We start from the raw sequence: 13,963 nt of genomic DNA on the forward strand, positions 1-13,963 counted from the left end.
AACTATGATCTTGGTAGTTGACGGGTTAAACCGACATCAGTTCAGAGATGTACTAGATGACATGTTCAGGCTACGAGCCCGAGTGTTTGGAGGGCGCCTTGGTTGGGATGTCAAAATCGAAAACGGCCGAGAAATTGACGAATTTGATCATTTGGACCCGGCATATGTAATAGGGCTGGACGACGGGGGAAATGTCGTCGCGGCTGTTCGAGCTCTTCAAACAACTGGCTCACACATGCTGGCAGATGTTTTTTCTGCGATCATGGACGGTCAGGCACCCATTCGCAGCGCGACACTTTGGGAATCTACCCGCTTTTGCGTCGACACAAATCGATTGACCCGTAGCAAGGGTAAGAACTCGGTCTCATACGCAACGTGTGAATTGATGATCGGATCGCTTGAATATGCCCGCAGCGCGGGTATCAGCGACATCATTACGGTGATCGACCCGGTTATGGACCGCGTACTAAAACGTTCAAATTGCGCGCCCTACGATTACGTTGGCAGGACGGTTCCGATGGGCAAAGTTTCCGCCTTGGCGGCTTTGTTGGATTGCACCGAAGAAAGGATATCGGCAGTTCGCGAGTTTGCCGGTATTCACGGTGATGTTTTTATTGCGAAGCAAACCGCATTGGAGCTTTTAAATTCCAAAATCTCCACGAAACATTTACCGGCAAATCAAGATCGTAAACCAATTACCGATCTTGAAAGATACTTTCTGGAACAATTAAACGCGTCGAACACTGATAGTGAGCGTCAGGATGTTTTTAGGCTCGTAACAGCTTTGGCGACAGGATTTTCAGCCGAGCGAAAAACTGCTTTGCTTCGAAACCCTCGTGCTTTTGTTCATGAAGCTTGACTCACTTGCTTTCTTTGAACAAAAGCCCCCTCTCGGAGCCGCCTTTGTTAAGGCGGCTCCGAATTGAGATTTCTCAGGAAACGTAACGAAAAGGACTATTCCTCTTCGAGCGCCTCGACAGCTTTTTGCAAGTCGTCTTTGCTGACTTCTTTATCTTCGACGTTTGCCAGCTCAAAGACATAGTCGACAACCTTGTCCTCAAACAGTGGCGCGCGTAGCTGTTGCTGCATCTGAGCGTTCTGTTGCACGAACTCAAAAAACTGACGTTCTTGACCCGGGTACTGACGCGCTTGGTTCATGATCGCTTGCGTCATTTCAGCGTCGGTTACCTCAACTTCCGCTTTCTGGCCCAGTTCAGCCAACAACAGCCCCAGACGCACGCGGCGCTCGGCCAGTTTAGTGTGTTCGTCTGTTGGCTCGATTGGATCGTGATCGTGGCCTTCGACGTCGGGATTTTCCTCGTGCCAAAGCTGATGCGCGATTTGTTTGGCCTCTGCTTCGACTAATGACGGCGGCAAGTCGAACGCGACTTTGGTGTCCAGCGCATCCAGCAATGCACGCTTCATCACCGCACGCGATGCGCCAGCATATTCGGCCTCCAAACGCTCGGATATCTGAGTTTTCAGCGCAGCCAGGTCTTCGGCACCGAATTTCTTGGCTAACTCATCATTGACTTCGGCAGCAACCGGTTCTTTGACTTCTTTGATCGTGCAGGAAAAAACGGCATCCTTACCTGCCAGGTGCTCGGCTCCGTATTCGGCAGGGAAGGTGACATTTACCTCCTTCTCCTCTTCGGCTTTTACGCCGACCAGCTGCTCTTCGAAGCCAGGGATGAAACTGTTGGATCCCAGCACCAGCGGATAGTCTTCGGCTGATCCGCCTTCGAATTCTTCCCCATCAACCTTGCCAACAAAATCAAATACGATTTGATCGCCATCTTTGGCTTTCGAGCCTTTGCGTCGCGCTTTGAAATCCTGAGCAGTCTCGGCCAGATTGCTCAGCGCCTCTTCAACTGCCGCGTCATCTGCTTTGACCACCAACTTTTCCAGATCAACCGACTTCAGGTCCACATCAGGGATTTCCGGTAACGCTTCGTAGGACATTGCGACCTCGACATCGTCGCCTTCTTTCCAGTCCTCGTTGGTCATTTTGACCTCGGGCTGCAACGCGGGGCGCTCGCCACTGTCTTCGAAGTGTTTGTTCATCGCTCCGTCAATGGTTTCCTGCATTGCTTCGCCCAACAAGCGCTGACCAAACTGTTTTTTCAACAGCGCCATCGGCACCTTGCCTTTGCGGAAACCCTTCATCTCGATTTCCGGCTGCGCTTCAGTCAGTTTTTCGTTGACCTTATCGTCCAGCTCGGCTGCGGATACTACGATATTGTAGCCGCGTTTCAGACCATCGTTCAGCGTCTCGGTAACCTGCATTATGGTATTCCCCATAGGATTCGGGGCGCGCAAAACGGCGCGCCAGGCAAATTTGACGCCTTCTATTTGCCATGCAGCCTGCGTGCAAGGGGCAAAGCCCAAATCAACCCATTTTTGCCCACGTAAAAGCCTATAAAAAGGTGCCTATTCACCTTCAATGCGGGGCATCACAAGCGAACCGGACTAAAAACGCCAACGCGCGCCCAAAACCCATGCTTCGTTTTTGTCAAAATCAACCGTGTCGTCAAAGTCATGGTTACGGTATTTCAGGTAGGCATCAGTGTTGATGCTGTCGATGCGTTGCACCACTGCGATACCCCACGACTTGGTGCTGGAACCGTCATTCTCGAAATCCGATCCATCGAAATAGTCGATACCAACGCCGGTTTTACCCCACGAAACCCAGTCGCCTTCGTAAGCTAGCTTAGCGTACCAATAGTCCGGGTCGCTGGCTCCGTCGGCTGTATCATCGCGTGATCCCAAGGCAGCTGTAAAACTGAAGCCGCTTGGAAACAGAACCGATGCCGACCCGATCGTATCCTTTCGCTCGCCCGAACCATCGTCAAAGTCCCGCACGGCATAAGCCAAGGACGCAGCAAACTCGACACCGCCGGAAAACGTGTTTTTGTACCTAACTGCGATGTCGTAATAGTCATCATCGTCGCTGCTGGACAGGATGTTCTGGCCATAGGCAATAGCGGCCGAAAAGCCATTAAAATCGGGAGTGTCATAACGAATTCGGCCTCGGCGCCCGCCGTCGAAGTTACTTGCCGAGTCGCCTACCGTAATGTCACTTAGCACGCCATCCGGTTCACGATAGAAGAAAGCACCGTTTTCATCGTTCGTGAAAGAATACAAAGCCGTGCCGACATAAGACAGGTCAACCTCAGCCGCCCCGTCAGAGGCCATGCTACCTTGACCGGCCGAAAACTTTCCGTATCCGCCCTTCAAAGCGAAATCTATGTGCCGAATATCTTCGCGTGTCCATCCGTTGGTGTTCGTTCCGTCCTGATTGGCCGTCGCAGTACTTGGCAAACCCAGACCGGATTCGAAACGGAAAGTAAACTCGTTGCTGCCGTAGGGCTGAAATAAGAACAGCCCGACGCGGCTGTTCGACAAGTCATTGTCCAGCAAACGTGTTTCGGTTTCCTCGCCATCTTCGACCGAAACAATTGCTGGGTTGAATTGTCCATATAACTCAACATAGCCGCCACTATTGTTGTCGTACTTCAATTCAGCGGCGGCGGGGATCGCCGTACTAACGACTAGAAGCGCGGCAACCGAGGGTTTTCTCAATGTCACTGTCATTTTAACCACCATTAACGTTTTGGTTTTGGATACTGACAATGTGCTGATTTTATGTGACAGCGCCTAAGCGAATTGATCCAACCTGTTCAGATCCGGAAGTCCTGCTTTCAACCAAAAAATGAGCAGATAGAAAATAACAGTTATATCAACACCTTGTTCACACAGCCCCGCAGAACATCGGAACTGCAAATCCAAGTCTGCCACTCAGCCCTGCGTCAATCAAAAGTTTGACATGCATATTTACGACTTTGCGACCAAGACCGGCTAAATTTCGCCGAAATTGGGTAAAAGCGGCCATTTTCCGCGCAAGCTTCAGGAGCTCAAATGCTGAAAGACCTTGGGCAAATGCTCGGGAAGGTCTTCGGCGATCAAACCCGGTCCGAAAAGGCGCGCGCACTCGACGTGCATCCACGCTGCTGTTTCTGCGGCTTTAAGCGGTTCGAAGCCTCTGGCCAACAAACCCGCTATGAACCCGGCCAACACGTCGCCCGAACCCGCTGTCGCCAGCCAGGGCACGGATCGTTCGTAGTGGGCAGAGTTAACTGCACTCCGCCCATCCGGCGCGGCAATCACAGTGTCCGGTCCTTTGAACAGAACCACGCACCCCGCCCTTTTGGCAGCTTCGCATGTCGCATCTACTTTTGAATATGCTGGGCCGGTCACAGGTTTCGCCGCCAGCTTTTCCGCGATGTCCGGAAACAATCTGGCAAACTCTCCACCATGGGGGGTCAGCACGCAGCGTTCATGTAGCTGCTTGAACAAGTTCGACGGGTTTTCGACAAAAGCTGTGATGGCATCGGCGTCCAAGACGGTCGCACGTTTGGCAGCCAACGCAATTGGGACAAGATCATTCGCGCGTTGTATCCCCATGCCAGGACCCAGACAGAAGGAATTAAGTCGCTTGTCCAAAAGTGTATCAGAAAAGTCACTGCCACCTTCGACCGAACTGAGCATTATGGATGTGATCTGCGCCGCAACCTCTGTCTGTGCCGCCAGAGGAGTGGCCAGCGTTACCAGCCCGGCACCAATACGCAATGCCCCCCTAGCGGCCAGACGCGCCGCCCCCGTTTTACCGGGCCCACCCGAAAGAACAAGCGCGTGACCAAAGGAATACTTATTTAAATCAACACCTTTTCCAAGATCTCCCGCGGGGGCACTCACTAAAAGCGAAGCAGTGTTTTCGAAAGGCGCCTGCCCTTGCGTATCCAGCCCAATCCCTTTGACAACAAGGCACCCTGATCGTGAAGGGCCGCGCTCAAGATAATGGCCTCGTTTGCCCCGGTGAAATGATATAGTCAGGTCCGCAGTGACACACGCCCCAAGCGCTTTACCGCTGTCCGAACACAAGCCGGAAGGGATGTCGATCGCGACAACTCTGGATTTGCTTTGATTTCGTTGGTTATCGATGCAGGCAACGACATCCGCAAGCAAACCATCAATTGGCCGAACCAGCCCAGTTCCAAACAGCGCATCCAAAATTAAAGTCGGAGCGTCTGTCGGAATAGTCGCGGAGAATTCAGTAACATTCCTGACCGCACCATCTTCTGTCCACCGATCATAATTTGTTCGTGCATCTGGGGGTAACTTTCTTGGATCTCCAAAAAGATAAACGTCAACATCCCAACCAAGCTGACGCAAAATTCGGGCCACAACGAAACCATCGCCGCCATTATTCCCTGGACCAGAAAGAACCACAGCGCGCGACGAACTAAGATGATCTGGTCCAGTTACTTCAGAGGCTAACAAAGTTGGCACCTGCTTCAGATCCGGCCACTTTTCAAAAATTGCGTCGACAACGCCCTGTCCGGCGCGCTCCATTAATTCAAGTCCCGAAACCTGACCTGAAGCAATTGCTGTCTGTTCGATGGTCCGCATCTGCCCCGCTGTCAGCAATTCAATCATCCTTCACCCTCGCGATTCAATTTCGATTACTTTTTGTGCAATTCGGTCAAAATTTAACCGACTACCCCTTTTTGCCCGTTCCGATTTAGCCGAATATTGCATTCGGATTGCCGCCCGATCTTAGACGTGATCAGTCCACTTCTGACAACCATGCGAGGTAAGCCGGGATGAAAAAGATCGAAGCGATCATCAAGCCGTTCAAACTGGACGAAGTTAAAGAGGCATTGCAGGACGTGGGCGTGCAAGGCCTAAGCGTGATCGAAGTCAAGGGTTTCGGTCGTCAGAAAGGTCATACCGAGCTTTACAGAGGCGCCGAATATGTCGTCGACTTCCTCCCCAAAGTAAAGGTCGAGGTCGTTCTGGACGATGATCAAGTTGACGCTGCGATCGACGCTATCGTTTCGGCAGCAAAAACCGACAAAATTGGCGACGGCAAAATTTTTGTCTCGCCGGTTGAACAAGCCATTCGCATCAGAACCGGGGAAACCGGCTCGGACGCGCTTTAAAAGTCAAATCTGCAAATCAGAGGAATATTAGAATGAGCAAGGACGCAGTTCTTCAGCTGATCAGGGATGAGGATGCCGAATATGTCGACATCCGCTTTACCGATCCGCGCGGCAAGCTTCAGCACGTGACCGTCATGGCCGATCAGGTCGACGAAGACTTTCTGGAAGAAGGCTTTATGTTTGACGGCTCGTCCATCGCGGGCTGGAAGTCGATCGAAGCATCCGACATGAAATTGATGCCGGACACTGAAAGCGTATATGTCGATCCGTTCTATGCTGAAAAAACAATCTGCCTTCATTGCTCGGTCGTGGAACCTGACACCGGCGAGGCTTATGAGCGTGACCCACGCGGCACAGCGGAAAAAGCCGAAGCCTACCTTAAATCTTCGGGTGTTGGTGACGTCGCATACTTTGGGCCTGAGGCCGAGTTCTTCTTGTTTGACGATGTTCGTTTCTCCAACAGTATCAATAAAGTATCATACGAAGTTGATGCAACTGACGCGTCATGGAACACCGACACCGAATACGAAATGGGCAACATGGGTCACCGTCCGGGCGTTAAGGGTGGTTACTTCCCTGTCAACCCCGTCGACGAGAGCCAGGACCTTCGCTCAGAAATGCTCAGCACCATGAAGCGTTTGGGCATGAAGGTTGACAAGCACCACCACGAGGTTGCGTCTTGTCAGCACGAACTCGGCCTGATTTTTGACAGTCTGACCCGTCAGGCAGACGAACTGCAGAAGTACAAATACGTCATTCACAACGTGGCGCACGCCTACGGCAAATCAGCCACTTTCATGCCGAAACCGATTGCTGGTGACAACGGAACCGGCATGCACTGCAACATGTCAATCTGGAAAGACGGTAAGCCGCTGTTCGCCGGCGACAAATACGCAGATCTTTCGGACGAGGCGCTGTGGTTCATTGGCGGCATTCTAAAGCACGCCAAAACCCTTAACGCCTTCACCAATCCCTCGACCAACAGCTATAAGCGTCTGATCCCTGGCTTTGAGGCACCCGTTCTGCGCGCTTACTCAGCCCGCAACCGCTCGGGCTGTGTTCGTATTCCATGGACTGAAAGCCCTAAAGCCAAGCGCGTTGAGGCTCGCTTCCCTGATCCGGCGGCCAACCCTTATCTGGCGTTTTCCGCTCTGCTGATGGCTGGCCTGGACGGTATTAAGAACAAGATCGACCCGGGTGAAGCGATGGACAAAAACCTGTACGATCTTCCGGCAGAAGAACTGGCCGACATCCCAACAGTTTGCGGTTCGCTTCGCGAAGCTCTGGAAGCTCTTGCATCAGATCACGACTTCCTGCTTCAGGGCGACGTGTTCACAAAAGACCAGATCGATGGCTACATCGCTCTGAAGATGGAAGAAGTTGAGACCTACGAGCACACCCCGCATCCGGTTGAATACGGAATGTACTATAGCTGCTGATCAGAGCGGTAATGTTATAATCGAAAGGGCGCCCGTGTCGGCGCCCTTTTTTTGTTGAGCAAGCTGGGTTTGACCCATCGCGCCTAATCTTTCAGACTTTCACAATGGTTACCGGTCGGAGAAACAGCATGCCAACTAGCACTTCACCTTTTTCCGGATACTCAAATTTTGTGACTTCCGCAGACCAGTTGGAGAGCATTTGTGGCCAACCTTTGCCTCAAATTATCGCCAAAGAATTGACTTCGCTGGATCAGATGTGCCGGGACTTCATTGCCGCATCGCCCTTTTGCCTGATCGCTTCAGCCAACCCATCCGGTTATCTGGATATCTCACCACGTGGCGATCCGGCAGGATTTGTACACGTCCTAACGGACAATCTTATCGCCTTGCCTGACCGTCCGGGCAACAAGAGAGTGGACACATTTCACAATATTCTAAATGATCCACGAGTCAGCTTGATATTCATAGTTCCCGGCAAGATGGAAACACTGCGCATACGTGGAACCGCCAAACTGTGCACAGACAAAAAATTATTGAACGATATGTCAGTTGATGGACACATTCCCAAACTTGCCATGCTCGTACACGTGCAGACAGTGTTTGCACATTGTCCCAAATGTGTGATCCGTTCTCACCTGTGGGAACCAGGCGAATGGCCGGACTCTTCGCATCTACCCAACATGAATGCAATGATGGTCAAACACGCCAAAATCAAAGCTACTCCGGATGAATGGTTCGAACACTTAAAAGAAACAGGTGAGTTGGATCTTTATTGATAAGAGTTAAAGGAATTGCGGTTTTGATTTTGCGGCCTACTCTGAGCTCGTCAATTGTTGGACAGGTTTAACTTCATGCTGCGCACTGTTCTTATAACAGCCATTGCATTATCACTGCCCGCGATAGGTCATACTGCACCTTGCGGAAACACAAGCGCCGGTTTCGAGGCGTGGAAAGCCGATTTTGCCAAAACCGCGAAACGTGCTGGAGTTAAGAAAAAAGGGTTACAAGCTCTGGCTCAAACTCAATACGCCAATCGCACAATTACTGCAGACCGAAACCAAAAGAGCTTCAAGTATTCTTTGGACAAATTCATGCAAGTGCGTGGCGCGAGCACAATTGTCGCCCAAGGACGTCAGCGCAAAGCACGCAATCCACAGTTCTACGCTGCGTTGGAACGGCAATATGGCGTCCCGGCTGGTGTACTTATCGCAATACACGGCATGGAAACCGGGTTTGGAAATTTCATGGGAGACAGTCAAGTCGTTTCCGCCATAACCACTTTGGCCTATGACTGCCGACGATCCGAGTTTTTCATTCCGCACGCTATCGGTGCCTTAAAGTTGGTCGACAATGGCAGCATCACGGTGGCGACAAAAGGGGCAAAACATGGCGAGTTGGGACACACCCAGTTCTTGCCTGGCAATGCGTTAACCTACGGTGTGGACGCAACCGGCGATGGTAGGGTGGACTTTTACAATATGACTGACTCTCTGGCCTCGACCGCCAACTTCTTGCGCAAGAAAGGCTGGAAACCAGGCCGCGGCTACCAACCAGGAGAGCCGAATTTCGCCGTTATACAACAGTGGAACGCAGCTTCGGTTTATCAACAATCCATCGCGATAATGGGTTGGCGAATCGACAACTGACCTCAGAGGAACGGCGCGACTAAACAACCGAATTTTGGCCACATTCTCGCCACACAGATTTAATCGACCTCATAGCTGCTTGGTTTCCAAAGCGTAATCAATACTCCGGAATTCTTGGTTTTTTTCCGTTCCGTCAAAATTCATCCCAGATCAATGCGTAAAATTGATTTCGGAACCTGTACTTAAAAGGAACACGCTGTGACGGCAAAGCGCAGTTACCATGGTGGTCTTCAATTCAACGGCAAGCCGGATGGCGCGCTGGAGCGGTTCGGTCATATCGCGGCAACTACGTTGCAGGATTACGGGCACCTTATTGAGCGCAAGAAGTTACTAAGCCCGCAAGAAGCGAGCATTGTAACCAGCCAGTATTTGGTTCGCTTGACTTTGGAGGTCAAAGAGGAAGTCGCATGCGACCGTTATGAAACTCTTGATAGAACTGTAGGCCTGAAAACGATCAGTCGAAAAAGCACGACACTGCCGCCAAACCGTTTGAAGATAACGATCTGTCCGGTTTCGGACCTGATGGATGACAGTGAAATTTCAGAGCTTATGCTGGTAGTGATACTATATCGCATGGTTGACATTTGTTCGACCTTGCGGATCGAATGGCTGTCACCCAATACAGTACTTACCGTCGAGCAATTCATGAGTGCCTTCGATTCCATCGCGCCGCGCAAGCCGCGGGATCGTAAGAAAGCTTTTGATGCTATCTCGGGACAGTTTACAGGTCTTGACCTATCTGACGATGGCGATATCGATCAATCCGAAACTACAGCACGCCCAATCAAACTAACTGATGAGCAGTTACTAAGCCTCGCATTCCGAGAAGATACAAAACCGACAGCCGAGGCATACAGCGAAAACGCGGCCCCCGAGGCGGAAGAAACCCCAAGCGACATACTTAGATTGACTAGTTGGGGCATGACAGGGGCAATTGCCAGCATTTCGGGTCCAGTCGCCGTTTCGTTGGCGGCCGTGAACCTCATTCGCGGTGAAGACTTCCGTCTGAATACCCAGGTTCTGTCACTGACCGTTGCGATATTCGCTCTGAATGCCACAAATGCATTTGCTGGAGTAGCAAGCGCTATAGGAATGTAAAACCCCACTAAAGACCCTCCTAGGAAGGCCCCGCTAATCGGCGGGGTTTTCCATTTCCAGCAGGCGTTCAACGGCCAAAACATAGGTGTGAATAGAGAAAACAACCGCCCGTGAATTTGGCAAACGCAACAATGTCTGTCGTTCACTGCGTAAGTACTTCGCATTTCCACGATCACGAACTTTGCGCGGGTTCTGAATACTACTCGGTTGAAATAACTGAGCGTCGTCATACCAAAGAGCATTGAACCTCCACAAAGGGCGGTCAGCTTGTATACCATCAAACAACCTTTGGACACGACGTGCGACATTGGAATCATAGGGGGCAATGCGTTCATGAATGGCGACAAGCGGCCGCATGAATTTCTCGGATAACCTCCAACTCGCAGGAAAACACAAAATGGCTCCGGTCAAGACGTGTTCATTTTCGACTTTTTGCAGTATGCACAAGTCCTCTTGCACAAGATTGCAAAGCGTTTCCAAAGGTCGCGAGCGATCAACATCAATTTTCAAGCCATCAGGCCTATAGACACGCTCGCTCTGGCCATTATAGGCCTGCTCCAACACTAGCTCCAAAAGCTCTTGTGCGGGGGCTAGTGCCATTTGATCCATTGCCAATACTTCGCCAGGTCTTTCCGCCAACAACCTGCTTCGATATGCCATTTGCGCGTCAAAGGCGTCATCTCGTTGCAGCCAGTCTTCCATGCTGGCAGGTTTGATCCCAGGCAGGGGGTTATGGACCAGTGGATCGTAGGGTATGTTTTCCTGCAAAATAATGTTCATTGGCTCCATGTATCACCCGGGTCAGGATATGTCGGTCCAAAAGCGACGTGACGACAGTCGCAAATCATTGCGACGCAACGTTTTGGGCGCATCAATCTGAAATTTAAAGCAGGGAGGCAAAACGTGAATATACCCTATCGTGAAAGCCGTAAGATTGACCCGACGCGCGGAGCCACACTGGGCGACGGCTCCCCCAATGACAATGACCGGATAGAGATCGGCCCAACCCAACTTGCGTTTGACGAATGGGCGGGGGCAGGACTGAGTTTGCCTAACCTAGAAAGAATGCGCCAATTTCGCTGGACGCGTCTAACCAAAGCGATTGTGGATCGCGGCTATGGTGGGCTTTTACTGTTTGATCCGCTGAACATCCGGTATGCCACCGACAGCACTAATATGCAGCTTTGGAACACCCATAACCCATTCCGGGCTGTTCTGTTGTGTGCAGACGGTCACATGGTGATTTGGGACTACAAAAACTCTCCGTTCCTGACGACCTTCAACCCGCTGGTGCGCGAACAGCGTTCAGGTGCGGACCTGTTTTATTTCGACCGTGGTGACAAAATTGATGTGGCTGCAGACGTGTTCTCAAACGAAGTGCGCGTTCTTATTGAAGAACATGCCGGCGGTAATAAAAGGTTGGCTGTGGACAAGATAATGTTGCACGGCCTTCGCGCTCTTGAGGCCCAAGATTTTGAAATTATGGATGGCGAGGAGGTCACCGAAAAGACCCGCGCCATAAAGGGCGCAGACGAAATACTCGCAATGCGCTGTGCGAGCCACGCTTGCGAGTCGGCAGTTGCAGCGATGGAAAATTTTGCCCGAGCAAATGTGGGTGACGGCAAAACGTCTGAGGATGACATCTGGGCCGTCCTGCATGCCGAAAATATACGCCGCGGCGGTGAATGGATCGAGACCCGGTTGTTGGCATCGGGACAGCGCACAAACCCTTGGTTTCAAGAATGCGGCCCACGCATCACGCAGCGGAACGAGATTGTAGCGTTCGATACCGATTTGATCGGCTGTTATGGTATTTGTGTAGATATTTCTAGGACTTGGTGGATTGGAAATCAGAAGCCACGCCCAGATATGATTTATGCCATGCAGCATGCGCATGAACACATCATGACCAACATGGAAATGCTCAAACCCGGAGTAACAATCCCCGAGTTGACGGCCAACGCGCACAAGCTTGACGACAAATATCAGGCCCAAAAATATGGCTGCCTGATGCACGGCGTCGGATTGTGTGACGAGTGGCCGCTGGTGGCTTACCCAGACAAAGCGGTCGAAGGTGCTTATGATTACCCATTGGAACCCGGGATGGTATTGTGCGTCGAGGCAGCTGTTGGTGAAGTAGGCGGGGATTTTTCGATCAAGTTGGAAGATCAGGTTTTGATTACCGAGTACGGCTATGAAAACCTGACCAAATACCCGTTTGATAGTGCCCTGATGGGATTAGCTTGAATTATCAGCTCAGCGCGACGACCCGGACTGCATCACATTGCCGTGCCAGCCCTCAGTCGCGGATTCGGCATGTTCGACGCCGGTGACTTCACTCTTTGGCCTATGCTGATCAAAATGCACTTCTGAGAAACCGAAAATAAAGAAAATAATTGGAACATCCGCGATTACATTGTTTTCGCTTGAGCGATTTGAAGCATGTTCCACTTTCACTCACATGCTCACCTTACCGTGACGCTTCTGACACATGGGTTGAGACAGAACGTTGATGCACACAGTATTGGAGGACCCTAAGTAGCTGAAGGAGCCGCCATGCCCACGGAACGCATCACCTTTGCCGGACATGACGGCAGCCAACTTGCAGCGCGACTTGATTTGCCTGATGGGCCCGTACTGGCAACCGCTCTATTCGCTCATTGCTTTACCTGTTCCAAAGACATTCCGGCCGCAAGGCGAATTTCCGCGCGGCTTGCGGCAATGGGAATTGCGGTTTTGCGCTTTGACTTCACCGGCCTTGGCCATTCGGCTGGAGAATTCGCCAATACAACCTTTACCTCGAACGTCGAGGATTTGATCGCAGCAGCGAAATACTTAACCGGGAGGAAAATGGCACCTGCCTTGCTGATCGGCCACTCGCTCGGCGGTGCTGCCGTTCTTAGGGCTCGCGCGGACATCCCGTCAGTCAAGGCGGTCGTTACATTGGGCGCTCCGGCTGATCCCAGTCATGTCTCGCACCATTTCGAAGATGCGCTGCCCGATATTCAACGACAAGGGGCAGCAGAGGTGACACTTGGCGGTCGTCCGTTTCGTATCGGCAAAGCATTTGTTGACGATATTTCAGAAACAGCCCTAATTCCCGCAATCGCCGACCTTCGTGCCGCGTTGCTGATCCTCCACGCACCACGGGACGAAACCGTCAGTATCAACAACGCCAGCACGATTTATCTGGCGGCCAAACATCCGAAGAGTTTTGTAACGCTAGATGACGCCGATCACCTGATCACTCGCGCGGCGGACGCGGAATACGCTGCTGATGTCATCGCTGCATGGGTCTCACGATACGTTGAACTGAACCCTCCGGCCCCGCCTCCTGGCGCACCCGAAGGAGTAGTACGCGTGACTGAGGCAGACCCAGAAGGATTCCTGCAAGATATTCAATCCGGTCCGCGACATCATGCGGTGGCCGATGAACCGATCTCTTACGGCGGAACAGACCGAGGAATGTCGCCTTATGGCTTTGTATCTTCGGGGTTGGGGGCATGCACGTCGATGACGATCCGAATGTATGCGCGTCGCAAGGGTTGGCCTCTGAACGGAATAACCGTCGATGTCTGCCACAACAAAGTTCACGCTCAGGACGCAGGGCTGGCCAGCGAAGGCAAAGTGGATCACTTCCGCCGCAAAATCAGGCTTTCCGGGCCATTATCCAAGGACCAACAAGCCAAATTGCGGGAAATCGCCGACAAATGCCCTGTCCACCGCACACTGGAAGGTTCCGCTCACATCACGACCGAGCTTTTGCCTTCTGGGTAAG

The 13,963-nt window shown here is 51.8% G+C and carries 13 protein-coding genes; 8 read left to right on the forward strand and 5 right to left on the reverse strand.

Translation table 11 applies throughout. From position 1 onward, the window contains the following. Positions 1-4: 4 nt before the first annotated feature. A complete protein-coding gene (locus tag GOV45_RS00405) occupies positions 5-859 on the forward strand; it encodes an acyl-homoserine-lactone synthase (RefSeq protein WP_170472758.1) in 855 nt (284 codons plus the stop codon). 95 nt (positions 860-954) lie between these two features. Here GOV45_RS00405 and tig read toward each other — a convergent pair whose 3' ends face one another. From tig to GOV45_RS00420, 3 genes are all read right to left on the reverse strand, one after another. After that, positions 955-2,286 (reverse strand): trigger factor, encoded by a 1,332-nt coding sequence (tig, locus tag GOV45_RS00410; RefSeq protein WP_170475298.1) that lies wholly within the window; start codon positions 2,284-2,286, stop codon positions 955-957. 183 nt (positions 2,287-2,469) lie between these two features. Beyond that, positions 2,470-3,594 carry a porin gene (locus tag GOV45_RS00415; protein ID WP_170472759.1) on the reverse strand — a complete coding sequence of 375 codons (1,125 nt, stop codon included), beginning with the start codon at positions 3,592-3,594 and terminating at the stop codon, positions 2,470-2,472. Positions 3,595-3,906: 312 nt separating this feature from the next. Continuing rightward, complete coding sequence (locus tag GOV45_RS00420; RefSeq protein ID WP_170472760.1) at positions 3,907-5,496, reverse strand: NAD(P)H-hydrate dehydratase; 1,590 nt, start codon at positions 5,494-5,496, stop codon at positions 3,907-3,909. Positions 5,497-5,663: 167 nt separating this feature from the next. Here GOV45_RS00420 and GOV45_RS00425 point away from each other — a divergent pair, with 167 nt between their 5' ends. From GOV45_RS00425 to GOV45_RS00445, 5 genes are all read left to right on the forward strand, one after another. Continuing rightward, complete coding sequence (locus GOV45_RS00425; RefSeq protein ID WP_170472761.1) at positions 5,664-6,002, forward strand: P-II family nitrogen regulator; 339 nt, start codon at positions 5,664-5,666, stop codon at positions 6,000-6,002. A 32-nt stretch (positions 6,003-6,034) separates the two neighbouring features. Continuing rightward, positions 6,035-7,441, forward strand: coding sequence for a type I glutamate--ammonia ligase (glnA, locus tag GOV45_RS00430; protein WP_170472762.1), 1,407 nt, complete (start codon positions 6,035-6,037; stop codon positions 7,439-7,441). A gap of 128 nt (positions 7,442-7,569) precedes the next feature. Further along, complete coding sequence (locus GOV45_RS00435) at positions 7,570-8,217, forward strand: MSMEG_1061 family FMN-dependent PPOX-type flavoprotein (RefSeq protein ID WP_170472763.1); 648 nt, start codon at positions 7,570-7,572, stop codon at positions 8,215-8,217. A 75-nt stretch (positions 8,218-8,292) separates the two neighbouring features. Next, a complete protein-coding gene (locus tag GOV45_RS00440) occupies positions 8,293-9,087 on the forward strand; it encodes a lytic murein transglycosylase (RefSeq protein WP_170472766.1) in 795 nt (264 codons plus the stop codon). Between the two features lie 198 nt (positions 9,088-9,285). Next, positions 9,286-10,185 (forward strand): hypothetical protein, encoded by a 900-nt coding sequence (locus tag GOV45_RS00445; protein ID WP_170472769.1) that lies wholly within the window; start codon positions 9,286-9,288, stop codon positions 10,183-10,185. Between the two features lie 33 nt (positions 10,186-10,218). Here the strand turns inward: GOV45_RS00445 and GOV45_RS00450 are convergent, their stop codons facing one another. After that, complete coding sequence (locus GOV45_RS00450) at positions 10,219-10,965, reverse strand: heme-dependent oxidative N-demethylase family protein (RefSeq protein ID WP_170472772.1); 747 nt, start codon at positions 10,963-10,965, stop codon at positions 10,219-10,221. A gap of 123 nt (positions 10,966-11,088) precedes the next feature. Here GOV45_RS00450 and dddP point away from each other — a divergent pair, with 123 nt between their 5' ends. Beyond that, positions 11,089-12,432, forward strand: a complete 1,344-nt coding sequence (gene dddP, locus GOV45_RS00455; RefSeq protein ID WP_170472774.1) for a dimethylsulfonioproprionate lyase DddP — start codon at positions 11,089-11,091, stop codon at positions 12,430-12,432. A gap of 9 nt (positions 12,433-12,441) precedes the next feature. Here the strand turns inward: dddP and GOV45_RS00460 are convergent, their stop codons facing one another. Further along, positions 12,442-12,642, reverse strand: a complete 201-nt coding sequence (locus GOV45_RS00460; protein WP_170472777.1) for a hypothetical protein — start codon at positions 12,640-12,642, stop codon at positions 12,442-12,444. 99 nt (positions 12,643-12,741) lie between these two features. Here GOV45_RS00460 and GOV45_RS00465 point away from each other — a divergent pair, with 99 nt between their 5' ends. Beyond that, entirely contained in the window at positions 12,742-13,962 is a 1,221-nt protein-coding gene (locus GOV45_RS00465; protein ID WP_170472779.1) for a bifunctional alpha/beta hydrolase/OsmC family protein, read from the forward strand. Position 13,963: the final 1 nt, after the last annotated feature.

It is taken from the genome of Ruegeria arenilitoris (assembly GCF_013035425.1).
Classification (GTDB): domain Bacteria; phylum Pseudomonadota; class Alphaproteobacteria; order Rhodobacterales; family Rhodobacteraceae; genus Ruegeria; species Ruegeria arenilitoris_A.

Excerpts from the sequence above, each read along its gene's own strand:
- GOV45_RS00405 (WP_170472758.1), top strand. The coding sequence starts at position 5 with ATGATCTTGGTAGTTGACGGGTTAAACCGACATCAGTTCAGAGATGTA.
- tig (WP_170475298.1), bottom strand. The coding sequence starts at position 2,286 with ATGCAGGTTACCGAGACGCTGAACGATGGTCTGAAACGCGGCTACAAT.
- GOV45_RS00415 (WP_170472759.1), bottom strand. The coding sequence starts at position 3,594 with ATGACAGTGACATTGAGAAAACCCTCGGTTGCCGCGCTTCTAGTCGTT.
- GOV45_RS00420 (WP_170472760.1), bottom strand. The coding sequence starts at position 5,496 with ATGATTGAATTGCTGACAGCGGGGCAGATGCGGACCATCGAACAGACA.
- GOV45_RS00425 (WP_170472761.1), top strand. The coding sequence starts at position 5,664 with ATGAAAAAGATCGAAGCGATCATCAAGCCGTTCAAACTGGACGAAGTT.
- glnA (WP_170472762.1), top strand. The coding sequence starts at position 6,035 with ATGAGCAAGGACGCAGTTCTTCAGCTGATCAGGGATGAGGATGCCGAA.
- GOV45_RS00435 (WP_170472763.1), top strand. The coding sequence starts at position 7,570 with ATGCCAACTAGCACTTCACCTTTTTCCGGATACTCAAATTTTGTGACT.
- GOV45_RS00440 (WP_170472766.1), top strand. The coding sequence starts at position 8,293 with ATGCTGCGCACTGTTCTTATAACAGCCATTGCATTATCACTGCCCGCG.
- GOV45_RS00450 (WP_170472772.1), bottom strand. The coding sequence starts at position 10,965 with ATGAACATTATTTTGCAGGAAAACATACCCTACGATCCACTGGTCCAT.
- GOV45_RS00465 (WP_170472779.1), top strand. The coding sequence starts at position 12,742 with ATGCCCACGGAACGCATCACCTTTGCCGGACATGACGGCAGCCAACTT.